Annotated in this window: 23 protein-coding genes; 7 read left to right on the top strand and 16 right to left on the bottom strand. The window is 56.3% G+C overall.

Annotated elements, in window-relative coordinates:
* Positions 1 to 51: 51 nt before the first annotated feature.
* Positions 52 to 654 carry a LysE family translocator gene (locus ACT3RT_RS16005; RefSeq protein ID WP_496203315.1) on the bottom strand — a complete coding sequence of 201 codons (603 nt, stop codon included), beginning with the start codon at positions 652 to 654 and terminating at the stop codon, positions 52 to 54.
* A 101-nt stretch (positions 655 to 755) separates the two neighbouring features.
* Here ACT3RT_RS16005 and ACT3RT_RS16000 point away from each other — a divergent pair, with 101 nt between their 5' ends.
* Both ACT3RT_RS16000 and ACT3RT_RS15995 read left to right on the top strand, forming a co-directional pair.
* Positions 756 to 1,763, top strand: coding sequence for a hydrolase (locus tag ACT3RT_RS16000; protein WP_485904106.1), 1,008 nt, complete (start codon positions 756 to 758; stop codon positions 1,761 to 1,763).
* A gap of 17 nt (positions 1,764 to 1,780) precedes the next feature.
* Positions 1,781 to 2,029 (top strand): YheU family protein, encoded by a 249-nt coding sequence (locus tag ACT3RT_RS15995; protein ID WP_034793736.1) that lies wholly within the window; start codon positions 1,781 to 1,783, stop codon positions 2,027 to 2,029.
* A 5-nt stretch (positions 2,030 to 2,034) separates the two neighbouring features.
* On the opposite strand, the gene ACT3RT_RS15990 is transcribed toward ACT3RT_RS15995, so the two are convergent.
* From ACT3RT_RS15990 to ACT3RT_RS15960, 7 genes are read right to left on the bottom strand one after another with little or no spacing between them, the layout of a single operon-like run.
* Entirely contained in the window at positions 2,035 to 3,426 is a 1,392-nt protein-coding gene (locus tag ACT3RT_RS15990; protein WP_154148060.1) for an amidohydrolase family protein, read from the bottom strand.
* Positions 3,427 to 3,441: 15 nt separating this feature from the next.
* A complete protein-coding gene (locus tag ACT3RT_RS15985; protein WP_353503569.1) occupies positions 3,442 to 4,224 on the bottom strand; it encodes a cysteine hydrolase family protein in 783 nt (260 codons plus the stop codon).
* Entirely contained in the window at positions 4,221 to 4,664 is a 444-nt protein-coding gene (locus ACT3RT_RS15980) for a cupin domain-containing protein (protein WP_496203314.1), read from the bottom strand. Before ACT3RT_RS15980 ends, ACT3RT_RS15985 begins: the two co-directional genes overlap by 4 nt.
* A 5-nt stretch (positions 4,665 to 4,669) precedes the next feature.
* Entirely contained in the window at positions 4,670 to 5,608 is a 939-nt protein-coding gene (locus ACT3RT_RS15975; RefSeq protein WP_496203313.1) for an ABC transporter permease, read from the bottom strand.
* Positions 5,605 to 6,723, bottom strand: coding sequence for an ABC transporter permease (locus ACT3RT_RS15970; protein ID WP_485904098.1), 1,119 nt, complete (start codon positions 6,721 to 6,723; stop codon positions 5,605 to 5,607). The genes ACT3RT_RS15975 and ACT3RT_RS15970 overlap by 4 nt, the downstream gene beginning before the upstream one ends.
* Entirely contained in the window at positions 6,720 to 8,288 is a 1,569-nt protein-coding gene (locus ACT3RT_RS15965) for an ABC transporter ATP-binding protein (RefSeq protein ID WP_496203312.1), read from the bottom strand. Before ACT3RT_RS15965 ends, ACT3RT_RS15970 begins: the two co-directional genes overlap by 4 nt.
* A gap of 17 nt (positions 8,289 to 8,305) precedes the next feature.
* Positions 8,306 to 9,328, bottom strand: coding sequence for a BMP family protein (locus tag ACT3RT_RS15960; protein WP_185689092.1), 1,023 nt, complete (start codon positions 9,326 to 9,328; stop codon positions 8,306 to 8,308).
* A 120-nt stretch (positions 9,329 to 9,448) separates the two neighbouring features.
* On the opposite strand from ACT3RT_RS15960, the gene ACT3RT_RS15955 reads away from it, so the two are divergent.
* The gene (locus tag ACT3RT_RS15955) at positions 9,449 to 10,348 is read left to right on the top strand and encodes a LysR family transcriptional regulator (RefSeq protein WP_353503575.1); all 900 of its coding nucleotides are present in this window, start codon (positions 9,449 to 9,451) and stop codon (positions 10,346 to 10,348) included.
* 28 nt (positions 10,349 to 10,376) lie between these two features.
* Here the strand turns inward: ACT3RT_RS15955 and ACT3RT_RS15950 are convergent, their stop codons facing one another.
* Positions 10,377 to 11,195: a creatininase family protein gene (locus ACT3RT_RS15950; RefSeq protein WP_485904093.1), complete on the bottom strand. Its 819-nt coding sequence runs from the start codon at positions 11,193 to 11,195 to the stop codon at positions 10,377 to 10,379.
* 293 nt (positions 11,196 to 11,488) lie between these two features.
* On the opposite strand from ACT3RT_RS15950, the gene ACT3RT_RS15945 reads away from it, so the two are divergent.
* The gene (locus tag ACT3RT_RS15945; protein WP_034793756.1) at positions 11,489 to 12,358 is read left to right on the top strand and encodes a phosphoribulokinase; all 870 of its coding nucleotides are present in this window, start codon (positions 11,489 to 11,491) and stop codon (positions 12,356 to 12,358) included.
* 6 nt (positions 12,359 to 12,364) lie between these two features.
* Here ACT3RT_RS15945 and ACT3RT_RS15940 read toward each other — a convergent pair whose 3' ends face one another.
* Together ACT3RT_RS15940 and ACT3RT_RS15935 are read right to left on the bottom strand one after the other, a co-directional pair.
* A complete protein-coding gene (locus ACT3RT_RS15940; RefSeq protein WP_496203311.1) occupies positions 12,365 to 13,552 on the bottom strand; it encodes an amidohydrolase in 1,188 nt (395 codons plus the stop codon).
* A 21-nt stretch (positions 13,553 to 13,573) separates the two neighbouring features.
* Positions 13,574 to 14,770, bottom strand: a complete 1,197-nt coding sequence (locus ACT3RT_RS15935) for an MFS transporter (protein WP_353503577.1) — start codon at positions 14,768 to 14,770, stop codon at positions 13,574 to 13,576.
* A gap of 192 nt (positions 14,771 to 14,962) precedes the next feature.
* Here ACT3RT_RS15935 and ACT3RT_RS15930 point away from each other — a divergent pair, with 192 nt between their 5' ends.
* Positions 14,963 to 15,868: a LysR substrate-binding domain-containing protein gene (locus ACT3RT_RS15930; RefSeq protein ID WP_496203310.1), complete on the top strand. Its 906-nt coding sequence runs from the start codon at positions 14,963 to 14,965 to the stop codon at positions 15,866 to 15,868.
* Between the two features lie 3 nt (positions 15,869 to 15,871).
* Here ACT3RT_RS15930 and ACT3RT_RS15925 read toward each other — a convergent pair whose 3' ends face one another.
* Positions 15,872 to 16,279, bottom strand: a complete 408-nt coding sequence (locus ACT3RT_RS15925; RefSeq protein ID WP_185689089.1) for an OsmC family protein — start codon at positions 16,277 to 16,279, stop codon at positions 15,872 to 15,874.
* Positions 16,280 to 16,643: 364 nt separating this feature from the next.
* Between ACT3RT_RS15925 and crp the strand changes: the two genes are divergently transcribed.
* The gene (gene crp, locus ACT3RT_RS15920; protein WP_034793770.1) at positions 16,644 to 17,276 is read left to right on the top strand and encodes a cAMP-activated global transcriptional regulator CRP; all 633 of its coding nucleotides are present in this window, start codon (positions 16,644 to 16,646) and stop codon (positions 17,274 to 17,276) included.
* A 97-nt stretch (positions 17,277 to 17,373) separates the two neighbouring features.
* Positions 17,374 to 19,452 carry a YccS/YhfK family putative transporter gene (locus ACT3RT_RS15915; RefSeq protein ID WP_496203324.1) on the top strand — a complete coding sequence of 693 codons (2,079 nt, stop codon included), beginning with the start codon at positions 17,374 to 17,376 and terminating at the stop codon, positions 19,450 to 19,452.
* A 404-nt stretch (positions 19,453 to 19,856) separates the two neighbouring features.
* Here ACT3RT_RS15915 and argD read toward each other — a convergent pair whose 3' ends face one another.
* The 4 genes from argD to ACT3RT_RS15895 form a co-directional block, all read right to left on the bottom strand.
* Positions 19,857 to 21,074 (bottom strand): bifunctional acetylornithine/succinyldiaminopimelate transaminase, encoded by a 1,218-nt coding sequence (gene argD / locus ACT3RT_RS15910; protein WP_496203323.1) that lies wholly within the window; start codon positions 21,072 to 21,074, stop codon positions 19,857 to 19,859.
* A 177-nt stretch (positions 21,075 to 21,251) separates the two neighbouring features.
* Positions 21,252 to 21,827: an aminodeoxychorismate synthase component II gene (locus ACT3RT_RS15905; protein ID WP_496203309.1), complete on the bottom strand. Its 576-nt coding sequence runs from the start codon at positions 21,825 to 21,827 to the stop codon at positions 21,252 to 21,254.
* 175 nt (positions 21,828 to 22,002) lie between these two features.
* On the bottom strand, positions 22,003 to 24,120 hold the full coding sequence (locus ACT3RT_RS15900) for a peptidase domain-containing ABC transporter (protein ID WP_496203308.1): 2,118 nt from the start codon (positions 24,118 to 24,120) through the stop codon (positions 22,003 to 22,005).
* A complete protein-coding gene (locus tag ACT3RT_RS15895) occupies positions 24,110 to 25,405 on the bottom strand; it encodes an HlyD family secretion protein (RefSeq protein WP_485904082.1) in 1,296 nt (431 codons plus the stop codon). The genes ACT3RT_RS15900 and ACT3RT_RS15895 overlap by 11 nt, the downstream gene beginning before the upstream one ends.
* Between the last annotated feature and the right edge of the window lie 304 nt (positions 25,406 to 25,709).

Here is a 25,709-nt window from a genome sequence, read left to right as displayed (position 1 = left end):
TGCATTAGGTTGCCCCTCCTCTTCAACCAGGAGGGGCAATTGACAAGGATCTTAATGCCAAATCAACAACACGCAGGCAGCAGTCAACACACCCATGGCGACGTTGAAGGTGTACCAGGCGCGGCGGGTGCTGAGCAGGCGGCCAATTACGGTGCCGAATCCCAGCCAGATAACGCCTGACACCAGATTCACGATGAAAATCCCGACGCTGATGGCCGCGATTGAGTGGTTATATTGCGCGCCAGCCAGGCTAAAACTGGCGACCGCGCCCAGCCCCATCAGCCAGGCTTTTGGGTTGAGAAATTGCAGCAGCCAGCCTTGATACCAGTACAGCGGCTTCGGCGGCGGCGCGCCTACCTCTAACTTCTCATAGGCCGAAGTGGCAATTTTCCACGCCAGCCAGAGCAAATAGAGGCTACCGGCGATTTTGAGAAACAGGTGCAACGCGGGGTAAACCATAATCAGGCTGCCGACGCCAAATGCCACCAGCAGCACCACGCTTTGCATGCCAAGCATGATGCCGATTAACAGCCAAACTGAGCGGAAGAACCCGAAATTAGCGCCAGAGGTGGTCAATAACATATTGTTCGGACCGGGTGTAATAGCAGCGACCCACAAAAAGCCAAGCATTGAAAAGAATAAACTAGGTTCCATTAAGTTTGGGTACTCCACCCTGAAGAATATGCGTTAGGATTAAAAGCTATCAGTGTGATTTAGCTCGCACAATAATTACTTATCAAAAAACCTTATATCTTATGTATGAATCGTTCCAGCCTATTCGTGGGGCCGCAAACCCGCACCTTCAAACCATCCTGCCCCGGTTGGTTCGACGCCGCGTGCAGCTTGAACCACACTGGCAGCGGCTGGACACGCCGGATGGCGATTTCATTGATTTAGCCTGGAGTGAAGACCCGGCGCTGGCGCAAGATAAGCCGCGCATGGTGCTGTTCCACGGGTTGGAAGGTAATTTCTACAGCCCTTATGCCCACGGGCTACTGCACGCGTGGCGCGAGCAGGGCTGGCTGGGGGTGGTGATGCATTTTCGCGGCTGTAGCGGTGAGCCGAATAAGCAGCAGCGCATCTACCATTCTGGCGAAACCGAGGACGCGCGCTTCTTCCTCAACTGGCTGCGCGAAACTCATGGCGACGTGCCAACCGGCGCGGTGGGCGTCTCGCTCGGCGGCAATATGCTGGCCTGTTATCTCGGGCAAGAAGGGGTTCGCTGCCACCTGAAAGCCGCGGTGGTGGTGTCAGCGCCGCTGATGCTGGAACCCTGCGCGTTAAGGCTTGAGCGCGGCGCTTCGCGCTTTTACCAGCGCTATCTGCTGGAGCAGCTCAAACTGAACGCCTCGCGCAAACTGGCGAAGTACCCCGGCACCCTGCCGGTTACGTTGCAACAGCTGAAATCCATTAAGCGCCTGCGCGAATTCGATGACGCCATTACCTCCAAGGCCCACGGCTTCGCCGACGCGCTGGACTATTATCGCCGCTGCAGCGGCATGCCGTTGCTGTCGCAGGTGCGCATTCCGCTGCTGATCATTCATGCCAAAGACGACCCCTTTATGACGCCGGAGGTGATCCCGCCGCTGGCCGATTTGCCGCCAAGCATTGAATATCAGCTGACCGAGCACGGCGGCCACGTCGGCTTTGTGTCCGGCAGCCTGCGCAACCCGCAAATGTGGCTGGAGCAGCGTATTCCGGCGTGGATCGCTCCCTATTTAACTGACTTTGATGCAAAGTCCTCCCTGTTTATTGGCAAGTAGCTTTAGGAAAGTAACCCGTGATTATTCCGTGGAAAGAACTGGACGCAGAGATCCTCACCAACGTGATTGAAGCCTTTGTGCTGCGTGAGGGTACCGACTACGGCGAGCAAGAGCGCACGCTGGAGCAGAAAGTCGAAGATGTGCGCCGCCAGCTAAAAAGCGGCGAGATTGTGCTTGTGTGGTCAGAACTGCACGAAACGCTGAACATCATGCCGCGCGGCCAATTCCGCGCGGGGGATGAAGAGCGTCAGGATGAATGGAACTAGCGAAGTCAGAAACTGCTTGAGCGCCACGGACGGCGTTTAAATTTGTCACTCCCCGCCCTCGCCGCAAGGCTGTTCGCCGCCTGCTGCGAGCGCACCATCACTTCCCGCTCATTAACCCGCGTCAGCTGGCCGTTACGCAATACTGGCTGGCCGTCGACAAACACGTCGGTGACTTCGTGCCCCAGCGCCGAGTAAACCAACGCGGAAACCGGGTGATGCACCGGCGTCATCGCCGGGTGGTTAGTGCCAATCACCACCACATCCGCCTTTTTGCCGACTTCCAGCGAGCCGATTTCATGCTCAAGGCCTATTGCCCGCGCGCCGTCTATGGTCGCCATCTCCAGCACCTTTTCGGCAGTCATGATGGTCGGATCGCGATGCACGCCCTTTTGCACCAGCGCCGCCATTTTCATCGCCTGAAACAGGCTGTGGTTGTTGCTGCTGGCCGGGCCGTCGGAGCCTAAGCCGACGGTCAAACCCGCCGCCAGCATCTCAGGAATCGGCGCGACGCCGGAAGCTAAGTACATGTTGCTGCACGGATTGTGCGACACCCGCACGTCGTAATGCTTCAACGTGCGGATGTCGCGGCTGCTGCACTGCACGCAGTGTACCGCCAGCACGTCGGGGCCGAGGAAGCCAATGTCGCTGAGAAACTCGGTATCCGTGCTTTGAAAACGCAGCTGCGACTGGGCAATCTCAAAATCGGTTTCCGCCACGTGGGTGGTGATCAGCGCCCCGGTTTCATTCGCCAGCTCACGGGTGCCGCGCAGCACTTTTTCGTCCAGCGCCCAAATCATGCTTGGCGCAATGCCGACCTTCACCCTGCCGCCTTCGCGGTTGTAGTGATAAATCAGCTGGCGGGCGTCGGCCAGCGCCGCCTCGGGGGTTTCGATTAGCTCGGTGGGAATGCCGTGTTCGGCCCCCGCCGTGATAAACCCGCGACAAACGCGACCACGAATGCCCGTCAGTTCAAAGGCTTCCACCACTTTGGCGGTCAAGCCGGGGCGCGGATGGGCATACATGAAATCCACCAGCGAGGTGACGCCGGAACGCAGCGACTCCACGCAGCCGTGCATGGCGGCGGCGAACACGTCCTCTTCCGTCAGCTCCACCGCGCTCGGACCGGTCATGCAGGTGAACCACTTTTTCAGCACCATGTCATCGCCCAGCCCTTTCAACAGGGTCTGGAACAGATGGGTGTGGGTGTTGACCATGCCGGGAATGATGATGGCGTCGCGGCAGTCCAGCACTTCAGACTCAGGATGGCTGGCGACCAGCTGCTGGCGCGTGCCTATCGCCCGAATTCTGTCACCTTCAATCAACAGGCTGGCCTGCTCCAACACATCGCGCTGCGGGTTCATGGTGACCAGCCAGCCATCGGCCAAAATATAAGACATTTACTCTCCTGCCGATTAAGCCGAAAGCTGGGTAAGGAGCTGGTCAGAATCGGTAACAAAACCAAAGCATTGGCGAACGTTGTACAAGGTGGCGTCCAGGCAGTATTGCGGCGAGGTAGTGGCGCAGCAGTCCTCCAACAGCAGGCAGTCGTAGCCCTGGAAGTTGGCGTCCTGCAAGGTGCAAAGCACGCACTGGTCGGCATTCACTCCGGCGAACAGCAGCGTGGTGACGTTGAGATTGCGCAGAATGCTGTCCAGCTCGGTGTCTTTGAAGCCGGACATGCGATATTTATCCACGCTGATATCCCCGGCCTGCTTGGGCAGCTCGTCCACCACGGCGGCGGCCCAGCTGGCGTGTTGCAGCACCGGCGCGCCGGAAACCGGCAGCGGATCGCCCAGCCCCACGCCTTCTCCCGTCGGCTTGTAGACGTGCAGCACCGCCGGGCTGAGGTTCAGCTTGTCGGCGCGGTTGCCCCAGTTGAGCCAAATCACCGGAATATCCGACTGGCGCGCCACCGGCAGCAGGCGCTGCAAAGGCGCAATCGGGCCACGCGCGGGGGTGACGTCGACGCCAATATGCCCCAGCCAGCCGTCGGGATGGCAAAAGTCATTTTGCATATCGATGACAATCAGCGCGGTACGCTGCACGTCGAGCCGAATCTGCCGGTCGCCGTCAGCCACCGTGATGGTCTGCGGCGGCACGGCGTCGCGCACTAAATCCACCTGCTGCGCGGAGACGTGCCACTGGTTGCGCGGGCTGGCCCCTAAAGGAATTAAATCAGACTGCCGTGAACTCATGCCGCCTCGCTCCCCGCCGCCCCGCTCAGAATGCGCAGGTCTTCTTCGTCCAGCTCGACCGGCTCGCCGCCGCGAATCAGCTCGGCAAAGCCTTCGTTCGGGGTCATCACCGTCAGGGTATAGAGCTTCGAGCTACCGGTATTTTGAATCAGATGCTCATTGCCCGGCGCGAGCAGCAGCGCGTCGCCCTTCTTCAGCACCATCTCTTTGCCGTCGCAGCGCGCAATACCTTCGCCGTGCAGCACGTAGAAAAACTCGTGGGCGGTGGCGTGCTCGTTTGGCGGCGTCGCGCCACCGACTTTAAAAATCTCAATCACGAAGATGTTTTCAATCTGATCCTGCTCATGGTCGAACAGAATGGCGAAGTAGTTGGTATCTTTCGGGCTGATACGAAAAGCCTGTGCAGACTTGACGTTGGTACCACGGAAACTGTGCAACATAGTGACTACTCCTTGCGATAGGGCTGGGTCAGTGCGCCCGGCTGAACGGTTTTGCCGACGATGCCGGACATCGCCAGAATGGTGAGTAAGTAAGGCAGGGCCAGCAGCACCTGCGCCGGAAGCGCGTTGTCGAACAGCTGCAAAGAGAGCTGCAGCGCGTCGGCAGCGCCGAAAATAAAGGCCGCCAGCAGGGCTTTAACCGGGCTCCAGCGGCCGAAAATCACAATCGCCAGCGCGATAAACCCCTGCCCGCTGACAATATTGTCGCGAAACAGGCCAATCTGCGCGGTGACCAGATAGCCTCCCGCCAGCCCTGCGCCAAGGCAGGAGAGCATCACGCCGTAGGTTCTGACTCGCTGGACATTCAGCCCGGCGGCGTGGGCAGCGCGCGGGTTCTCGCCAACGGCGCGCAGCGTTAGACCAAAGCGCGTGTGGAACAGGCCAATCTGCGCCACGGCCACCAGGATCAGCGTCAGGTAGAGCGGCCAGGGCTGATTAAAGAAGATTTTCCCCACCACCGGCATGTGCGACAGGCCGGGGATCGGCAAGGCATTGAACATGTCGATAGTCGGCGAGGTGGCGTTGCCTATCACCAGACTGTAGACATAGGTGGCAATGCCTGCCGCCAGAATGTTGAACACGATGCCGACCACCACCTGACTGGCGAGCGCCCGCAGGTAGAGGAATGCCAGAAACAGCCCGACGATTAATCCGCCTACGCCCCCGGCGAAGAAGCCGAGCACGGTGGAGCCGGACCACACCGCCACCAGATAGCTCGACAGCGCGCCCATCAGCACCGTGCCTTCAATGCCGATATTCAGCACCCCGGAGCGTTCGGCGTAGATTTCCCCCAGCGAAGCCAGCAGGACCGGCCCGGCGAGGCGAACCGCCGCGGCTAACCACGTGATGAAAAATGCAGTGTCCAGATGCGCCCACAGACTCATGATTTGTTCTCCGTGGCGGCGGCCAGCGGGGTTTCTGCCCGCCCCGGCCAATTAATTCGGTAATAGCGCAGAATGTCTCCGGCGAGGATCAACAGCACCACTAGGCTTTCCAGAATGAAAATCACCGAGGTCGGCAGGCCGGTCTGGCGCTGCATCGCGCTGCCGCCGACTTCCAACCCGCCGTATAAAATGGCCGTCGGGATCACCACCAGCGGATTGAGCCGCGCCAGCAGGGCCACGACCACGCCGACAAAGCCGACGCCGCCGGCTAATCCGTCCATCAGGCGATGTTGCACGCCGAGCACCGCGCACAGCCCGGCCAGCGCGGCCATGCCGCCACCGAGGAACACGGCCAGCATCTGGCGGCGCACCACATTAATGCCGCCATAGCGCGCGGCTTTCGGGTTCAGGCCGCTGACAATCATCTCGTAGCCGATCGGCGTGGCGCGGATCAGCACCCACACCAGCACCGAGCAGGCCAGCGCAATCAATAAGCCCATGTGTGCCCGAACGCCAGGTAAAATCATCGGCAGCCAGCTTTCCACCGGCAGACGCGGAGTCTGGGGTAAGTCGCCCGGCGCGCGCATCGGGCCAGAGACTAAGTATTGGATCAGGAAGGCCGCCACGTAGTTAGCCATCAGCGAGATAAGCACGTCATTGCCGCCGAAGCGCACGCGCATAATGCCGACGATGCCCGCCCAAATCGCCCCGGCCGCAAAGGCCGCGACAATCACCACCGGCCAGAAGGCCCACGCGGGCAGCATGAAGGACATGCCCTGCGGCGTGCCCCCTAGCGCGACATAAGAGGCCGCGGCCGCGCCCACCAAGAAGCAGCCTTCAAAGCCGATATAACCCAGCCCGCCGCGCCAAATCACGATGGTGGCCTGAGCAATCAAAATCAGCGGCGTAGCCTGTACCAGCGTCTGGCTAAAGCCGCGCAGCGAGCCAAAAGCCTCGGCGAACAGCGAGCCAAATGCCGATAACGGGCTGGCGCCAAAGGGAATAAACAGTAAACCGGCCAGCACGAAGGCGGCGACTAGCGCCAGCGCCGTGGTGAGCACCAGCGAGAGGGTGGAATCCACCGGCGCGTGGCGGCGCGCTAAGAATGCTTTCATGACGCCTCCTTCAGACTGCTGCCCGGCTTGAGATTTGCCAGCTTGCCACCGGCCATCAGCTCGCCAATTTGTTCAGTGGTCGCCTCGGCGGCGTCCAGCACCCCGGCGATTTGCCCGGCGTACATCACCGCGATGCGGTCGGATAAATTCATAATTTCCTCCAGTTCGGCGGAGATCATCACAATCGCACAGCCCTGCTGACGTGCTTCCAGCAAGCCTTGCCACACCGCTTCCACTGCGCCAACGTCCAGCCCGCGCGTCGGCTGCTCAACCACCAGCAGCCGTGGGCGACGCAACACTTCACGACCTAGAATCAGTTTTTGCAGGTTGCCGCCGGAGAGCTTTCCAGCTTCAAAATCGAGATCCGGCGTCACTACGCGGAAGTGGTTCACAATCTCCTGCGCCTTGGCGGCGATGGATTTTTTGCTGAACAGCCAGCCGCGCGCCCGCGCATGTTGCCGGGGCGCGCCGAGAATGGCGTTATCACTGATCGACATGGATGTGACCGAGCCAACGCCACGGCGGTCTGCGGGAATAAAGCCGATCCCCGCACTGCGCCGCTGGGCCGGTGTGAAGTCGGAGATATCGACGCCGCCCAGCACAATGCGCCCGGCCTCAATGGGCCGCAGGTTGAGCAAGGCGTCGGCCAGTTCTGACTGCCCGTTGCCGTCAACCCCGGCGATACCGAGGATCTCCCCAGCGCGGACTTTCAGCGCCACGCGCCAAATTTTCTGGTTTCCGGCTTCATCGCGCATGGCGATGTTGTCGATATGCAGCACCTCTTCGCCCGGTGTCTGCTGGGGCTTTTCCACCCGCAGCAGCACGTCGCGCCCCACCATGCGGCGGGCTAAATCGGTTTCTGACGTCTCTGTCACGGCGACGCTTTCGACCATTTTCCCGCTGCGCATCACGCAAACGCGGTCGGCCACCGCCATGATTTCATACAGTTTATGGGTGACGATCACCACCGAGCGGCCTTCGGCACGCAGCGAGTCCAGCGTGGCAAACAGCCCCTCTTTTTCGCGCGGCGTCAGTACCGCCGTCGGCTCGTCGAGAATGAGCACTTTGGCATCGCGGTACAGCAACTTGAGGATCTCCACCCGCTGCTGAACGCCAATCGGCAGATGTTGGATCTTGGCCCACGGGTCAACCGCCAGCCCGTGTTTGTCCGAAATCTGTTGCAGACGCCTGGCGGCGGCATGCAAGTCCAGATAGCCGCTGCGCGTCTCTTTCAGCCCTAAAATCACGTTTTCCACCACGCTCATCGGCTGAACCAGCATGAATTCTTGGTGAACCATGCCGATGCCCAGCCGAATCGCGTCGCCGGGGTCCTTAATGCTGACCCGACGGCCTTCTACCAAAATATCCCCGGTGTCGGCCTGATATAAGCCGTACAAAATTTGCATCAATGTACTTTTGCCTGCGCCGTTTTCCCCGAGCAGGGCGACAATTTCACCGGCCGCAATGGTCATATCGACCTTATCGTTGGCCCGAACCTTGCCGAACTGTTTACAGATACCGCGCAGTTCGACGACCGCGTCGGTAACGGAGGTGGATAACGTCATGCAACTTCCTCAGGCTTTTATTTCGCTTTAATCAAACTGGCAACGTCGATACTGCCGCTGGCCAGCTGCGCCCAGATGTCCTGAAACGTCGCCCAGGCCGCCGCGCTAACTAACTTGCTGTTGTATTTGTCACTGCCGTACAGCGGCAGCCAGGCGTCAGAGACTTTTGGCTTCCACTCCTGCCCGCCGAGAAATTTCTTGTCACGCACGCTGTGCGCCACTTGTTCAACCACCCACGGCAGGTTGGTTTCGAAGCTGGTGGCGACGAAATCTGGCGCGATGCTTTTCTGGTCGGAATAGCAGCCGATGGCTTTCACCTTGGCTGCCGCCGCGCCCTGAATCGCGCCTAAGCCGGTGACATCTGCGCTGTGCCAAATGACGTCCGCGCCGTTGCCAATCATGGTGCTGGCAGCCTCGCGGCCCTTGGCGGCGTTGTCGTAATCGCCGGTGACGATGCCCAAGCCTTTGATCCCCGGACGGGTTTTCTCTGCTCCGGCAATAAAGGCGCGCATCATGCCCTGCTGGGTTGGGTTATCCCCGCCACCGACATAGCCCACGGCTTTGCCTTTTTCGGAAATCAGCGCCGCCAGCGCCCCAGCGCCATAGGCCGCGTTCAAGTACGCTAAATCAACGAATTCGACGTTGTTCGGCGCTTTTTCTGACGGCTTAAAGGTGGTGGCGAAGAAGTAGGTGTCCGGATATTCCGGCGCAATTTCATTGAACGCCGAGCCGTATTCGAAGCTGTGGCCGATGATCAGGTTGTAGCCGTCATCGGCATAACCCCGGATCACCTGCTCCATCTGCGCCTGCGGCACGCTTTCGCTGCTGGCGACGTTGAATCCCTGCGCTTTCAGGTTCTGCAAACCCTGATAAGCCAGCTGGCTCCAGCCGCCGTCGGCCACGGAACCCGGTAATAACAGAGCAACTTTTATGGTTTCACCCGCAGCAAACGCCTTGCGGGACATCAGTGGTGCAGCCAACGGAATCAACATCATGCTTGCCAGCGCTTTGGCAAAATTACGGCGCGATAAACCAGACATAGCCTTTACTCCCCCCGATAACAGTCCTTCATTTATGCCGCTTAATTCGTTACCTTAAAAGCACAGTTTTTCGCACTCTGCGATGCCTTTAAAGCAACGCTCTTCAACGGAGAAGTTCTTATGTTGCAGCACCGGCTGTTGATGTATCTCGATCAGGTGGCGCGCGCCGGTTCCATCCGCAAAGCGGCGGCCCGTTTGCATATTTCGGCGTCGGCAATTAACCGCCAGATACTGGCGTTGGAAGATGAGCTGGGCACCCCGCTGTTCCAGCGCCTGCCGCGCAAAATGGTGCTGACCGCCGCCGGAGAAGTGCTGATCCACCACGTTCGCCAGACCTTTAAAGAGCTGGAGTGGGCGCAGGTGAAAATCGAGGAGCTGAAGGGATTACGCCGTGGCGAGGTGACGGTGGCGATGATGAGCGGGCTGGCGGCCAATCTGATCCCGCGCATGGCCAGCGAGTTTCGCCGCGCCAACCCTCGGGTGAAGCTGATCCTGCGCCAACTGACCAGCGGCGATGACATTATGTCGGCGGTGGAATCGGGCGAGGCCGATCTCGGCCTGGGCTTTGATTTTGTGCTGCCGCCGACGCTGCGAGTGCTCTCCAGCGCCGTCGGCCGACTGGGCGCGGTGGTCGCGCCGGGCCATCCGCTGGCGGATAAAACCAGTTTGCGCATCAGCGACTGCATTGCCTATCCGATTGTTATCGCAGATAAAACCACCGTGATCCGTCCTTACCTGAATGACGTATTCGCCAAGGCGCTGGTGACGGCGCACCCGGTGATTGAAACCAATTCGATAGAAGTGATGCGCCACGCCGCCATGGAAGACCAAGGTCTGACCTTCCTCACGCCTTTTGATATTGAGTTCGACCTGCGCGCCGGGCGGCTGATGTACATTCCGGTGCGTGAGCTAGGCCAGCAGACGCAGAAATTGATGCTGATAGGACACGATCGCGGCACCAGCGCCATTGGCAGCGTGCTGGCGGAAACGGTGAAGGGCATGATGACGCAAACCGCCTGACGGGGCTGCGTCATCAAAAAGAGAGCGGTTATGGCTTGAAGCGCGTTGCCTGCGTCACGGCGCTAAGTGGATAGTCATGCACCTCCTGCGCCAGTCGCACCAAGGCCTGCGCGGCGCGTTCTACTTCAACTTCGCCGCGCTGGGCGTCGGCGGCGGCGGCATTGCCGGTGACGCCTGCCGGGTGTAAATCCTGCGCCTGCCAGCCAAAGCTGACGCCGCCCTCTGGGGTCAGAATGCCGCCCCGCGCCGCCAGCGCTTCCGCCGCCGAGGTAAAGTTTTCGGCCTTGTCCATCGCCACTAAGTCGGGGTGCAGATGCAGCATCACGCTAGTTTCTGATTCGCCGCCGTGAATGCCGAAGGCGCGCTCGCCGGGGCTGTATAAGTCGGAACTGTCGAAGGTGGCGAACCAACTGGCACCCACGGCGAACATTCCTAACTCAATGCGCAACTGGCGGCAGACGATTTCCATCAGCTGCGGCTGGCCGCCGTGGGAATTCCAAAAAATCAGCTTTCGCACCCCGGCGCGCCATGCGCTTTTTGCCACTTCAAACCATACTTTCCCCAGCACCTCGTAAGGCAGGCTTAAGGTGCCGGGGTATTCAAGATGCTCGTCGGATTTGCCAATCGGCAGCGCGGGCAGCACCAGCACCGGCAGGTCAGCGGGCAGCAGCTCTACAGCGCGGGAGACAATTCCGGCATTGATCGCGGCATCCACCCGCACCGGCAGATGCGGCCCGTGCTGCTCCACCGCGCCAATCGGCAGGATAGCCACCAGATTTTGCATATCAAGCTGGCTGAATTCCAGCGTGGACAGGTCCCACCACCAGCGGGATGACGGCATGTTCATAGCAAATGCACTCCGAAAAAAGCGGCAAATTATCCGTTCAGTCTAGAGTAAAGCGGTGGAGATTAAAGCATCAAAAAAGTGCCATTGCGTTGCGTTTAGGGCATCACTCTGTGCAAAACCGCCATCTTTTGGTCAGCCGCCGTTTGATCAAAGATTGTCGGCGGGAAACTTGTCGCTAAACGCATAAACATGGTAACAATGGGATTAATTATGCGCAGCGTTGACGCAAGGTTTGCATCTGAGAATAGACCGACGCACGTCTGCCAGCATCATCTTTACGGAGAAAAGCGCACATGTCAGCTAAACACCCAGTTATTGCCGTGACCGGCTCCAGCGGCGCAGGAACTACCACCACCAGTTTGGCGTTTCGCAAGATTTTCCAACAGCTTGGGCTGCGTTCCGCCGAGCTGGAAGGGGACAGTTTTCACCGTTTTACCCGCCCGGAGATGGACGCCGCCATTCGTAAGGCGCGCGATCAGGGCCGCCACATCAGCTACTTCGGGCCAGAGGCCAATGACTTCGCCCTGCTCGAGCAAAGCTTTATTGAATATGGCCGCTCGGGCAGCGGGCGCTCGCGCAAGTATTTGCATACTTATGACGAAGCCGTTCCCTACAATCAGGTGCCCGGCACCTTCACGCCGTGGCAAGCGCTGGCCGAACCCACCGACGTGCTGTTCTACGAGGGGCTACACGGTGGCGTCGTCGCCGACAAAATCGACGTGGCGGCGCAGGTTGATTTGCTGGTTGGCGTAGTGCCGATTGTTAACCTTGAGTGGATCCAGAAACTGGTACGCGACACCGGCGAACGCGGCCATTCGCGCGAAGCCGTGATGGACTCTGTAGTGCGTTCGATGGATGACTACATTAACTACATCACGCCGCAGTTCTCCCGCACGCATATTAACTTCCAGCGCGTGCCGACAGTGGACACCTCCAACCCGTTCGCGGCGAAAGCGATTCCGTCGCTGGATGAGAGCTTCGTGGTGATCCACTTCCGTGGGCTGGACGACATTGATTTCCCTTACCTGCTGGCGATGCTGCAAGGCTCATTCATTTCGCACATCAATACGTTGGTGGTGCCGGGCGGCAAGATGGGGCTGGCGATGGAGTTAATCATGGCGCCGCTGGTGCAGCGCCTGATGGAAGGGAAGAAAATCGAGTAGCCGGGCTTAGGCCTGATCGATCAGCAGCTGACGGATAAAGCCGACGTGCAGTTTAACGCCAATCTGTAGCACCTCTTCATCCAGCTTAAATCGCGGGTGATGTACATTGTACGTCGCCCCGATAGCCTCATTGCCGCTGCCGATAAACAGGAAGCAGCCCGGCACAACCTGCTGATAAGAAGAGAAATCTTCGCCACCAAACAGCGGGTGTTCAAGCTCTCTTAACGCTCCCTGCCCCAGCGTGTTGGCAATCACCTGCCGCGCTACCGCGCAGGCGTCCGGGTGGTTATCGCCATTGACATAGCCGGGCGTCCAGCGAATTTCATGCTTCGCGCCATAGGCCGAGACGATGCCCGCGATGGTCTGCTCCATTAACCCCGGCACCACCTGACGCACGCCGCTGTCGTGGGTACGCAAGGTTCCGGCCAGCCGCGCCCGCTCGGGGATAACGTTGTAGCTTTCGCCGCCCTGAAAAGTAGCAACCGTCAGCACCGGCACGCGCAGCGGATCGAGCCTGCGCGATACCAGCGTTTGCAGCGCCATCACCACTTCCGCGCCAATCACTACCGGATCAATGCACAGCTGCGGCATCGAGCCGTGGCCGCCCTTGCCGTGGATAACAATGTCGAAGTTGTCGCTGGAGGCGCAGAACACGCCCTCTTTCAGGCCGACCTCCCCCGTCGGGTAGTTGGGCATGACGTGCAGGCCGAAGATCTGGCTCACGCCGTCCAACACGCCCAGATTTACCAGCTCCTGCGCGCCGCCCGGCGGTAACTCTTCGGCATGCTGGAAGATGAAACGCACCGAACCATTCAGCTCGGACTGGCACTGACTCAGCACCCACGCCGCGCCCAGCAACATCGCCGAGTGGGCGTCGTGGCCGCAGGCGTGCATTACGCCCGGCACGGTGGAGCAGAACGGCTCGTCGGTTTCCTCCTGAATCGGCAAAGCGTCGATGTCGGCGCGCAGGGCATAAGTCGGGCCGGGATACGCCCCGCGTAGCTCCGCCACCACGCTGTTTGGCGTCAGCCTTCTCAGCTCGAGATGCCCGAAGGTCGCCAGCTCATTGGCGATGTAATCCGCCGTGGCCTGCTCCTGAAACGACAGCTCAGGGTGGGCATGGATATGCCGACGCCAGGCGATAACTTTCGGTTTTACTTCTTCCAGCAGGCTTTCAAAATGGATCGTCATCATCTCTTTCCTTAAATGTTGTCGTTAAGCCGCATCGCTAACCAACGGGCGCGTGGCCTTGGCTAGCGGCAGGATCACCACGCCCGCAACGACCATCGCCACGGAGAGAAAAATAAAGGGTGAAAGGTAACTTTGGGTCACGGTTATCAGATATCCCATGACTATCGGGGCGACGAAGCCACCCAGCGTGCCGCCGGTGTTGATGATGCCCATGGCGGCGCCCATGACATCCGTCGGCAGGCGTTTCATCGGCAGGGTAAACACGGTGACGAACGATGCCATCAGGAAGATGTAGCCGAGGAATAAAAACAGCCCGGCGGTCATCGCCGACGAGGTGGTATACACCAGCCAGATGCACAGCGCGCTGAGCATGGAGCAGCTAAACACCACCTTCGGCTCTTTGCCCTGCATATAACGCCCCACCAGCCAGCCGGTGGCCAGCGAGGAGATCCAGATGCCCAGCCCGCCGGTAGCGACCACTAAGCCGGAGGTTTCCAGCGACATGCCGCGATGCTGCACCAGATATTTCGGCAGCCACGCCATCAGGCCGTAGGAGGGAATGTTGATGCAGAAGATGGAGATAAACAGCAGCACGACGATGGGATTTTTGAGCAAGGCGCGATAACTGCCCTGCGCCTTATTTCGCGCCGAGCTGACCGCCTGTTCGGCCTTCGGCACAAAAATCACGATGCAGATCGCCACCGCAAACGCCAGCAGGCCCAATACGGAAAATGAGCCGCGCCAGCCCAGTGAGTCCAGACTATAGACCGCGATCAGCGGCCCGGCGGTCATCGCCAGCCCGGCGGAGGAGAGCAGGATGGATTGCGCAAAGGTGCGCTGCTCGAGGGCGAAATTCGCCACCACGGCTTTGGCACATGACGTTGGGTAACCCGAATGACCCACGCCCGCCAGAAAGCGGAAGCAAATCAGCAGCCCGAGGCCAAACCCGAGCAGGCCAAAGCACAGCGCGAAGCCGCCGAGCATAAACAGGGAGAGGATCAGTACCTTTTTAAAGCCGATACGGTCGTTGAGCCAGCCCGCAGGAATTTGGAACAGAGAATAAGCCAGAAAGAAGATGCCGGTGATATACCCCAGTTGTTCGGGCTGAAGATTGAATTCCTTTTCGATTGGCAATAGCGCAAAACCAATAACGGTTTTGTCGATATAAACCAACACATAACCTATAAACAGCAAGAAAATCATTAAAGAACGATTTTTCACAGCTGATATCCTTTTTGTTATACCCATGAGGCACTTATCACGAGGCGTGAAAGCTCAGAAATGCGACCTGCGTCACTTTATGAATAAATAACAACTAGTTAGACGCTTCGCTCTGAACCTATCAGCTTTATTCTTGCGCCATAAGATGCAATTTTCAGCAGTGTGATGCTTTTTTGGCATAGGGGACCAGGGATGAAATATCTTCCAAAATTACAGCAGTTGAGAACCTTCCAGCAGGTGATCCGCAGCGGCAGTATTCGCGGCGCGGCGCGGGCGATGAATCAATCCCAACCGGCGGTAAGCCGCTCACTGCGCGAGCTGGAGCAGGTGCTGGACACCCAGCTTATCCTGCGCGGCAATCAGGGGATGGCGCTGACCGAAACGGGTCGCGCCTTTGCCCAGCGCATGCAGTTTATTCTGGAGGAGCTGGAGCGGGCCGCCGCCGAGATTCAGCAGATGAATCACTTTTCGCAAGGTTCGGTGGCCATGGGCTGCTCGTCGCTGCTGGCCCTAACGGTCTTTCCGCCTCTGGCCGACAGCTTTACCGAACAGTTCCCGCAGACCAAGCTGCTGGTGAAAGAGGGGCAGCTTTCCATGTTGCTTCCCGCCCTGCGCGAGGGGCGTCTCGACTTTGCCGTCGGCAGCGCCGGGCCGGGATTGCCGCTGGAGGATTTGATTCGTGAGCCGCTGTTTCGCGCCCCCTTTGGCGTGCTGGCGCGGCGCGGGCACCCTCTGGCACAGGCGAAAACCTTAGATGAGCTACAGGGCGCGCGCTGGGTCTTTCCTGAAACGGATATGGGCTATTACCGACAGCTAAAGTTGACCATGGCGGCGTTTTATCAGGCTGGCCCGGCACCTTTGCGCACGGATTCCGTGGTTTGCGGGCTGAATATGGTGTTGCAGTCGGATTATCTGACCATTGTGGCGCGCGCGATGTACGCCCCTTTCCACTTGGAAGACAAACTCTGCTTGCTGGACATTGATAGCCTGCCGGAGGCGGAGTTCTGCGTGTTCTATTCGCAAAAATCGCCGCTAACCTTTGCGGCGCGGCGATTCTTAGAGTTATTGCGGCTGAAGTGTCAGCAGTACCCTTGGTAGAGGTTACTCTGCTTCGACGATTTCAAAGCTGTGGGTGATGGTGGCGGCTTTGCCCAGCATCAATGAAACAGAACAGTATTTCTCGGCAGACAGCGCCACGGCGCGCTCGACCACTTTGTCAGTCAAATCTTTGCCGCTGACAATAAAATGCAGGTTGATGCGCGTGAACAGGCGCGGAGCTTCTTCGCGGCGTTCTGAGGTCAGTTTCACTTCGCAATTGTGCACCTCGTTGCGACCTTTTTGCAGAATCGACACCACGTCGATGGCGCTGCAACCTCCCGCAGACATCAGCAACATTTCCATCGGGCTTGGGGCCTTGTCGCCCGCATTGCCGTCCATCAGAACCTGATGTCCAGAGGCGGATTCACCCAAAAATGTCAGCCCTTCAACCCATTTTACCCGTGCCTGCATGTGCCTTACTCCTGATGCGTTTATGAAGCAGAAATTTCCTTCAGACTACTCTTTTAGAAAAAAACCGGCAACGTAACCCGATCGCCATCATGCTGAAGCGAGACAACAGAAGACACCCGCGCAAACCTGTGCTACAAACAAAGCCGTTACACACTGTTTCAGTAAATTGCGGTGATGGGTTTGTGGTTTTCACTCTGAAGCCACGGTGTTAACAGAAATATTCAGATTCTTGTTTCACTCCGACTCCCGCTTGCAGCATTGCTGGACAGTTCATATGCTAAAAGGGCGCGTATTTAAAGACGCCGTACAGGGAACTCTGAGCCCTGTGATTTTGGGCAGCGATAACAACAGAGGATAATAGCAAATGGTTCTCGGCAAGCCACAAACAGACCCTACTCTCGAATGGTTCCTGTCTCACTGTCATATACATAAGTATCCTTCTAAAAGTACGCTGATTCACCAAGGTGAAAAGGCCGAAACGCTTTACTACATCGTGAAAGGGTCGGTTGCCGTCCTGATTAAAGATGAAGAAGGCAAAGAGATGATACTGTCCTACCTGAATCAAGGTGACTTCATCGGCGAGCTGGGACTCTTCGAAGAAGGTCAGGAACGTAGTGCTTGGGTTCGTGCAAAAACTGCCTGCGAAGTGGCTGAAATTTCCTATAAAAAATTCCGCCAGTTGATTCAGGTTAATCCGGACATTCTGATGCGCTTATCCGCTCAGATGGCGACACGCCTGCAAGTAACCTCTGAGAAAGTCGGTAACCTGGCCTTCCTCGACGTTACCGGCCGTATCGCGCAGACCTTGCTGAATCTGGCAAAACAACCGGATGCGATGACTCACCCAGACGGGATGCAGATCAAAATCACTCGTCAGGAAATTGGCCAGATCGTGGGTTGCTCCCGCGAAACCGTTGGTCGAATTCTAAAAATGCTGGAAGATCAGAGCCTGATCTCCGCTCACGGTAAAACGATTGTCGTTTACGGCACACGTTAATTCCCTGAGAAACGGCGCGGCAGGCAACTGTCGCGCCGTTTTTATTGGAGCCTAGGGAGACTGATTGATAGTGCGTGTTAAGCAGCAACGCATGAGATTGTGGCGTCGGTTTTTCTATCATCCCGAGGTCAACTACGCGCTACGTCAGACGCTGGTACTGGCAATTCCGGTCGCTATCGGCTGGATGTTCGGCCAGCTGCAAATGGGCCTGCTGTTCTCGCTGGTGCCCGCCTGCTGCAACATTTCTGGTCTGGATACTCCCCACAAACGCTTTTTCAAACGCCTGATTGTCGGCGGCTCTCTGTTTGCATTCGGCAGCGTGATGCTGCAACTGATGCTGGTGGATTGGCACATTCCCCTGCCCCTTATTATGTTATCGCTGGCGCTGATTATTGGCGTGACCGGCGAGATTGGCCCCCTGCACGCGCGTTTACTGCCGGGTGCGCTGGTGGCCACCATTTTCACCCTGAGCATGGCCGGGCTGGTGCCCATCTGGCACGCGCCGCTGCTGTATATCGTCGGCACCGCGTGGTACGGACTGTTTAACTGGGTCTGGTTTCGCCTCTCTGAAGAGCAACCAATGCGCGAAACCCTCAGCCAGCTTTATATCCAGCTGGCCGACTATTTCGAAGCCAAATACAGCCTGCTCACCCAACACACCGATCCGGAAACCGCGCTGCCGCCGCTGCTGAAACGCCAGCAGCAGGTGGTCGACCTGATCGCCCTGCTCTACCAGCAATTACACATGCTGCCGCAGCAGGGGCATCACCAGCACAAGCGGCTATTCCAGCGTTTTCAGGTGGCGCTCGACTTACAGGAGCACATCGCCGTCAGCCTGCATCTGCCGGAAGAAGTGCAGAAGCTGGTGGAAGAGAGCCACGCCGAGGCGGTGATTCGCCGCAATGCGCAGGTGATCGCCGCCCGTCTGCGAGTGATCGCCGATGACATTCTTTATCACCGCCGCTCAGACCGTTTCAACATGACCAATGAACTCGCGGCGCTGGAGAAAATTGCCTCGCGCTATCGCGATAACCCGGTCGGCCAATTCTGTTATTACCACTTTAGCCGTATTGCTCGCTTGCTGCGCACTCAGCGCCCACTCTACCGCCGCGACCTAATGCAGACGCAAAACCGCCTGCCGTTCTGGCCTGCGCTGAAAAGCTATCTCTCTTTTAAATCCGCCGCGCTGCGCAATGCCGCCCGGCTGGGCGTGATGCTGGCTATTGGCAGCAGTCTCGGGCTGTTTTTCAATTTGCCGAAGCCTTATTGGATTTTGATGACGGTGATGTTGGTCAGCCAAAACGGCTACAACGCCACGCGGGTGCGGATCCAGCACCGTGCGCTCGGCACGCTGGTTGGCTTGCTCGTCGCATCAGGGCTTTTGCAGTTGGAGCTTCCCGAAAGCGTTACCCTACTGAGCATGCTGGTGATCACCGTGGTGTCTTACACGGTGCTGCGCAAGAACTACGGGCTGGCGACCATTGGTATTACGGTCACGGCGGTGTATACCCTGCAACTGCTGGCGATGAACGGCGCGCACTTCCTCGTGCCAAGGCTCATCGACACCCTGATTGGCTGCGCGCTGGCCTTCGGCGGCACTCTGTGGCTATGGCCACAGTGGCAGAGCGGGCTGTTGCGGCAAAATGCCTATCAGGCGCTGGAGAGCGACCAAACCGCCATCCGCCTACTACTTGAAGAAGATCCCGAGCCGGAGAAACTGGCCTACGCACGCATGAAGGTCAATCAGGCGCACAACGCGCTGTTTACCTCATTAAATCAGGCCATGCAGGAGCCGGGCTTTAATTCGCGCTATCTGGCCGATATGCGTCTGTGGGTGACCCACAGCCAGTTTATCGTCGAGCATATCAACGCCATGACCATTCTGGCCCGCGAACACTATATGCTGACCCCGCAGTTGGCGATGGATTATCTACAGCGTTGCGAAATCGCGCTGCAAAGCTGTCAACAGCGCCTGACCTACGATGGCCCAAGTAGTGAAAACAGCCTGTTCGCCGCGCCCGAGTTGCACCCCGACATGCCGATAACCGAGATGGAACGCCACCTGCGCCGCGTGCTGTCGCACCTCAGCGTGATGCACACGATTTCTTCACTCGCGTGGAAGCAGCGCCCTCATCATGGGGTTTGGTTGACGAGGCGCGTCAAAGCACGCCTTTAAAGTCGAAACCACTGAAACGGCCACGGTTGGGTTTAGCTCCTTCTCCTCTCAGAGGAGAAGGTTGGGATGAGGAGTGGTTTGAATCGTGCTCTATGCAGCAAACCTCACCCCTGCCCTCTCCTTAAAAAGGAAAGGGAGCAAGGCAAAACACACTGAAACGGCACGGTCTAAATTCCTCAAAACCGCAGTCAAAAATGGCGCTGAGCGAATGGTTCGAGACCTATGGCTCGAAGCCTGAAGCGAAGGCACCGCCTAAGCGGCGACATTTTGCGGTGGATAACGGAAGTACCTGAAACACGTCCGCCTAGCGAGCGGAGCGCGCAGTAAAGAGCCGGGGATTCTTAAGGGGCGTGGCGATAGGCGCCCCTTGAGGCCAGTTTGCGTGGCAACGCAAGGTCTTGACCTTAAGCCAGCACCTTCCTAATGGCCTGCTTAAAGCGCTCCATCCCCTCGCTAATATCCGCAAACTCAATCACCAGCGATGGTGCGAAGCGGATCACGTTCGGGCCTGCGACTAGCATCATGAGTCCGAACTCAGCGGCGGCTTTGTGGAAATCACCGGCGCGGTTTTTATAGGTGTCGGCAAGCTCGGCACCAATCAACAGGCCTTGCCCGCGCACTGCTTTGAACAGGCTGAATTCTTCATTAATCGCTTCCAGCGCCTGAATGAATTTCTCGCGGCGCTCCGCCACGCCCGACAACACCTCTGGCGTGTTGATAATGTCTAGCGCGGCACCGGCCACGGCGCAGGCCAGTGGGTTGCCGCCGTAGGTGGTGCCGTGCTTGCCCGGCTCCATGACTGACGCCACTTCTTCCGTTGCCAGCATCGCGCTGACTGGGAAACCGCCGCCCAGCGCTTTTGCGGTGGTGATAATGTCCGGCTTCACGCCGTAATGCATATAGCTGAACAGCTTGCCGGAACGGCCCATGCCGGTTTGAACTTCGTCGAGCACCAACAAGGCTTGATGCTTATCGCACAGTTCGCGCAGACCTTGCATGAACTCTTGCGTGGCAGGCGTAACACCGCCTTCGCCCTGTACCGGCTCGACTACGATGGCGCAGGTGTGGTCATCAATCACGGCTTTAACGGCGTCGAGATCGTTGAAAGGCACATGGACTATGTCGGCAGGTTTTGGACCAAAGCCGTCGGAGTATTTCGGCTGCCCGCCCACGGTAACGGTAAAGAAAGTGCGGCCGTGGAAGGCGTTGTGGAAGGCAATGATTTTGCTTTTATAAGGGCTGTGGCGATGCGCGGCGTAGTAGCGTGCCAGCTTAAAGGCGGCCTCGTTGGCCTCGGCGCCAGAGTTAGCAAAAAATACGCGATCGGCAAAGGTCGCGTCGATCAGCTTCTGCGCCAGTCGTAATGCCGGTTCATTGGTGAAGACGTTACTCACATGCCACAGGGTTTCACCCTGCTCATGCAACGCTTTCACTAACGCCGGATGGCAATGCCCCAGCGCGGTGACCGCAATACCGCCCGCAAAATCAACATACTCGGTACCCTGCTGATCCCACACGCGGCTGCCTTTCCCTTTCACCGGAATGAACTGCGCTGGTGCATAAACCGGCAAAATAGTCCGATCGTGATCTTGACGCGTTACCGCTGATTTTTCCGCCATTATTTACATCCCCTTCAATACATTGTCTGACATAGCTTGTTGCTAACAAGCATGGTGCAGAGAGATCCACAGCCTACACGGATGTGAAAATATAGTCATAAAATATGCATAATAAATCACCCACAAGCAAACGGAAATCTGCTCTGGCGGATAAGAAATTGTCTCGGGGAAGTTAAGCTATTAAATCTTAAGAAAATTATCCAACAGCTGGTGGCCCTGCTCGCTGAGGATACTCTCCGGGTGGAACTGCACACCGTGCAACGGAAGCTGCTTATGGGCGATGCCCATGATCTCATCGGGATGACCATCGCGCTCGGTCCACGCCGTCAGGGTAAAACAGTCCGGCAGGCTTTCAGGGGTAACAATCAGTGAGTGATAGCGGGTGACGGTCAGCGGGTTGTTCAAATCACGGAAAACGCTTTCGCCGTTATGACGAATCGGCGAGGTTTTGCCATGCACCGCCTGCCGAGATCGTACCACCTGCCCGCCAAAAGCCTGCGCCATGGCCTGATGCCCGAGGCAGACGCCAAGGATCGGCAGCTTATCGGCGAAATGGGTGATGGCGGCGAGGGAGATGCCCGCGTCGTCCGGGGTACAAGGGCCGGGCGAGATAACCAAGTGGGAAGGAGCCAACTGCTCAATGTCGGCGAGGCTGAGTTGATCGTTACGCTTAACTAAAACGTCGGCACCCAGCTCGCAAAAATATTGATACAGGTTGTAGGTAAAGGAGTCGTAGTTGTCGATAAGCAGCAGCATGTCAGAGGTATCCTACTGATAAGTAAAAACATTCAGCTTCATCTACACTCAGATATCGACAGCATTCTACGCAATTCATTTTCGACCTGGCTTTTACCTAAACAAGTGCGGGCATTCTTGCACAAGCAGAAGGTATTGTGAAACCAGCCAGGCCGCTTCGCGTCAGATTATTCGACTAGGGCGCGGGAATGGCTCCCCCCAAGGTGATCACTCGATTGGCGGAAGCAATCGTCGATGGCCGGTGCGCCACAATAATGCGGGTGATTTGCAACTGGGAAATCGATTTGTTGATGATCTCCTCGTTGTCCAAATCAAGATGGCTGGTCGCTTCATCCATAAAGATGATATTCGGCTTGCGATACAGTGCGCGGGCAATTAACAGCCTCTGCTTCTGCCCGCCCGACAGCCCACTGCCCAGCTCGCCAATCAACGTCTCATAGCCCATCGACATCTGCATAATTTCATTATGAATGTTGCAATATACCGCGCAAGCCAGCATCAGTTCACGGTCCGGCTCCACATCAAAACTGACGATATTGTCGGCAATGGAGCCGGAAAACAGCTTATCTTCCTGTAACACGCAGGAAATGCTTTCCCGGTAGTTGTTCACGCCAATCTTATTAATGTCGAGGCCATCGGCCAGCACCGTCCCCTGACTTGGAGGCAATAAGCCGGTCATCACCTTCAGCAAGGTGGTTTTACCTACCCCCGATGGCCCGACAATCGCCACGCTATCGCCGGGTTCAATGTTGAAACTCAACTCATTGAATACCGGGCGAGATAAATCGTCATACTGAAAACCGAGCCCTTTAACTTCAAAAGAGATCGGTTTGTTTGGCGGGAAGACCTGACGCGCCGGCGCCTCTTGCTCAGCCTCAGTAAAGACAATGTCGGAGATCCTGTCGTTATGTAGCGATAACATGCGCAGCTGTAGGAACAGGTCAATAAGGTTGGAAGCGCGGCCGGAGAACTGCCCACGGTAGGCATTGAACGCCATAAACATCCCCAGCGTCATGGCATTATCCACCACCATGGTGGCACCGAGCCAGAGAATAGCCACCTGATCAATCGCGGTAATAAAGGTATTAATACCGCCAAACAGCATGGTGAAACGGTTGAGGCGGATGCCGGTATTGGTGGCATCAATATTCAGATTCAGCCAAAAACGCGAACGCTTGTGGTTCAGCCCCAGCGCCTTAATGGTGGCCACCCCGTAGAGGGTTTCCATAAAGTGGGAACCCGCCTTGGCGTCTTTAACAATTTTCTCTTCCGACAGTCGACGGTAAAAATCATACGTTGCCAGACGCATGATGGCGTAAAGGGCGGTGAAGCCAACCACCACCCAACATAGCCAGCCGCCGTAGGCCACCATCATCCCAATCAGGCCAATAGTCATGATGCCATCAATCACCCCACCGATAATGCTGTTGGTGAAAGTGCTGCGGATGGTATCCAGCGAGCTAAAGCGTGACTGAATATCGCCAAGATGGCGCTTCTCAAAGAAAGAGAGTGGCAGGCGAATCAGGTGATCGAAGAAGGAGTTTTTCCATTGCACATCAATCAGCGAGCCGATAACCAGCGACACCCAGCCGCGTAGCATGCTAACAAAGGAGCTAAAAATAATGGCCGTGAGCAAGCCGATACAGATAACCGAAAGCAGGCCGAGGTCCTTGGCCTGAATCACATGGTCCATTACTAGCTGCGTGCCCACTGGCGTCAGCAGGTTGATGGCTTCAATCACAATTGAGAGGAAGAATATCTTGGTTAACGCGCCCTTCAAACCGACGACGCTTCTTGCTAAATCCAGCAGCTTGACGCGGGTTTTCAGCGTCTCTTTTTGAAACTTACTGTCGGGCCACAATTCCAGGGCTACGCCGGTAAAATGCTTAGACATATCCTGATGGGAGATAACCCGCTTACCAAAAGCCGGGTCGTGAACCACATAGCCAGAGCGTTTCACTGCCACCAATACCACGAAGTGATTCATATCCCAGTGCAATATGCATGGCAGTTTAAGCTGTTTAATTTCATCCATATCAAGCGCCAGCGAGCGGCTTTTTAAATTCACCGCCGTGGCTGACTGGACAATCGCATTTAAGGTCGCACCCTGGCTGGAAACTGAAAATTTCTGGCGGAAATTAAACATGTCGATATTCAGGCCATAATAGCCGCAAACCATCGCCAGACAGGCCAAACCGCATTCCGACATTTCTGTTTGCAGAATATGCGGAACCTTTCTTTTCATCCCAAAGTTCAGCTTTTGGATGATGTAGCTAAATGTATTATTTTTCATCGACTGGGCCAGTTACGCTGTCTTTAATATTATAAAAAGGGGTGAACATCCACTGATACAAAGGCCGTTTTTCGAGGAAGACAATCGCTCTGGCTTTTAAACCATGGGATAAATACATCATCTTGCCTTTATCGCTAAAATCGGTTCTATTAATAGAAACCAAAACTTTATAATAATTATCCGTCAGCTCCCCTTTGGGGTCCGTCAATGCAGTACTGTATTGACCCAACTCCTGTTTGGATGCGGGCAATTTAGAAATAAGATCAATGGTGCCGGGGAACTGCCCAAATTTTTCTGATGGAAATGCGTCATAGCGGATATTAATCCCGTCACCAGTTTTAATATAAGGCAGACTGCTGCTTGGTAACCAAAGGAGAAGATAATATTTAATATCTTTAACCGGCATTATTTGCGCCAGACTGTTACCTGAACTGACCATTTGCCCGGTCGTCACGCTTAGCGATTCCACGATGCCCGCTGATTTTGCACTGACAATCACGCTTTCGCCGGCATCAGATTCAATCATCTTTCGGCGCAGATCGTTTAATTGAAATTCGTTTTGCGAAATTTGGTTATCAATGTCAGCTATCTGCGTTAACAGGTCGCTCTCAATTTTAGCCACCTGCAGCTCTTCCTGAATTGCCTGGCTGTTTAAATTTTGATAAGTGCTTTGCTGCTGGTAAAACTGACTGCGGTGATTATTAAGTTGATCTTTATTGATTAAACCGCGAGTCAAATATTCTTCGTAACTTTTTAGACCTTGGCGCATGTTTTCTACGCCCCGGCGCGAGCTTTCGACTAATCTGCGGGTTTCTTTATTAGATTCGGTATATTTTTTCAGCTGGCTCTTTAAGTTCTCAGCGGTAACATGCCGGTTTTGCTTCAAATGCGCAGTAATTGCTTCAAGATTAACGACCTGTTTTTCAAGAGCAATTTTAGTTTCAGCGCTAACATTGCCTGATGAGGTGGTATGAGAGAGATCAATGGCGTAGATAGGGTCGCCTTTTTTGATTTCATCTCCCACTTTGACATAAGTCTTGGTGATGTATCCCTGTTGTGGCGCATAAATATTGACGGAATGGGGCAGCGTGATCACTTCACCACTGACATCGATTCTTCGTGAATACTCACAAAAATAGAGAAATCCGCAAATAAAAATGATAAATGCTAATGCAATAAGACTGATTAACCATGGAGAGGCCCCTGCGAGCAACAAGGCTTTACCTTCCCATTGCTGCTTCTTATTTTCTAAGGCTTCTTGTCGGAAGATTCCTTTCCTGTTCATTACATCCCTTAATGTCAGCGCAAAAATGCATCCATGTATTCTTCTGTAATAGCCATACTGCCGCGATGATAGTCATCCCAGCACTAAGTCAATAATTTTTACTACTAATCTTCATATAATATCCTTATTAAATTTTGATTTTGTTAGGTCAAAATCCTTGACCCACACAGTAGACTGCGTGAGTAATAATAGACATTATTCATCCCGAGTAAATTGGCTGTTCTGACATAAGTATTTTCTTAGATCTTAAAAACACCTCTTCTTAATCACATGCCATTTTGGTGACATTTCGTTAACATTTAAT

This window comes from Ewingella sp. AOP9-I1-14, assembly GCF_052375995.1.
GTDB lineage: Bacteria > Pseudomonadota > Gammaproteobacteria > Enterobacterales > Enterobacteriaceae > Ewingella > Ewingella allii.
Note: the sequence above shows the minus strand (reverse complement) of the source record. Positions and strands in the feature narration are given on the sequence as shown.

Bases quoted from the DNA above. Each gene is read 5' to 3' on its own strand.
- ACT3RT_RS15900 (WP_496203308.1), bottom strand. From the start codon at position 24,120: ATGAAAAATAATACATTTAGCTACATCATCCAAAAGCTGAACTTTGGG.
- ACT3RT_RS15930 (WP_496203310.1), top strand. From the start codon at position 14,963: ATGAAATATCTTCCAAAATTACAGCAGTTGAGAACCTTCCAGCAGGTG.
- ACT3RT_RS15895 (WP_485904082.1), bottom strand. From the start codon at position 25,405: ATGAACAGGAAAGGAATCTTCCGACAAGAAGCCTTAGAAAATAAGAAG.
- crp (WP_034793770.1), top strand. From the start codon at position 16,644: ATGGTTCTCGGCAAGCCACAAACAGACCCTACTCTCGAATGGTTCCTG.
- ACT3RT_RS15990 (WP_154148060.1), bottom strand. From the start codon at position 3,426: ATGTCTTATATTTTGGCCGATGGCTGGCTGGTCACCATGAACCCGCAG.
- ACT3RT_RS15970 (WP_485904098.1), bottom strand. From the start codon at position 6,723: ATGAAAGCATTCTTAGCGCGCCGCCACGCGCCGGTGGATTCCACCCTC.
- ACT3RT_RS15905 (WP_496203309.1), bottom strand. From the start codon at position 21,827: ATGCTGCTGCTTATCGACAACTACGACTCCTTTACCTACAACCTGTAT.
- ACT3RT_RS15955 (WP_353503575.1), top strand. From the start codon at position 9,449: ATGTTGCAGCACCGGCTGTTGATGTATCTCGATCAGGTGGCGCGCGCC.
- ACT3RT_RS15975 (WP_496203313.1), bottom strand. From the start codon at position 5,608: ATGAGTCTGTGGGCGCATCTGGACACTGCATTTTTCATCACGTGGTTA.
- ACT3RT_RS15950 (WP_485904093.1), bottom strand. From the start codon at position 11,195: ATGAACATGCCGTCATCCCGCTGGTGGTGGGACCTGTCCACGCTGGAA.
- ACT3RT_RS16005 (WP_496203315.1), bottom strand. From the start codon at position 654: ATGGAACCTAGTTTATTCTTTTCAATGCTTGGCTTTTTGTGGGTCGCT.
- ACT3RT_RS15985 (WP_353503569.1), bottom strand. From the start codon at position 4,224: ATGAGTTCACGGCAGTCTGATTTAATTCCTTTAGGGGCCAGCCCGCGC.
- ACT3RT_RS15940 (WP_496203311.1), bottom strand. From the start codon at position 13,552: ATGATGACGATCCATTTTGAAAGCCTGCTGGAAGAAGTAAAACCGAAA.
- ACT3RT_RS15965 (WP_496203312.1), bottom strand. From the start codon at position 8,288: ATGACGTTATCCACCTCCGTTACCGACGCGGTCGTCGAACTGCGCGGT.
- ACT3RT_RS15925 (WP_185689089.1), bottom strand. From the start codon at position 16,279: ATGCAGGCACGGGTAAAATGGGTTGAAGGGCTGACATTTTTGGGTGAA.
- ACT3RT_RS15945 (WP_034793756.1), top strand. From the start codon at position 11,489: ATGTCAGCTAAACACCCAGTTATTGCCGTGACCGGCTCCAGCGGCGCA.
- ACT3RT_RS16000 (WP_485904106.1), top strand. From the start codon at position 756: ATGTATGAATCGTTCCAGCCTATTCGTGGGGCCGCAAACCCGCACCTT.
- ACT3RT_RS15980 (WP_496203314.1), bottom strand. From the start codon at position 4,664: ATGTTGCACAGTTTCCGTGGTACCAACGTCAAGTCTGCACAGGCTTTT.
- ACT3RT_RS15960 (WP_185689092.1), bottom strand. From the start codon at position 9,328: ATGTCTGGTTTATCGCGCCGTAATTTTGCCAAAGCGCTGGCAAGCATG.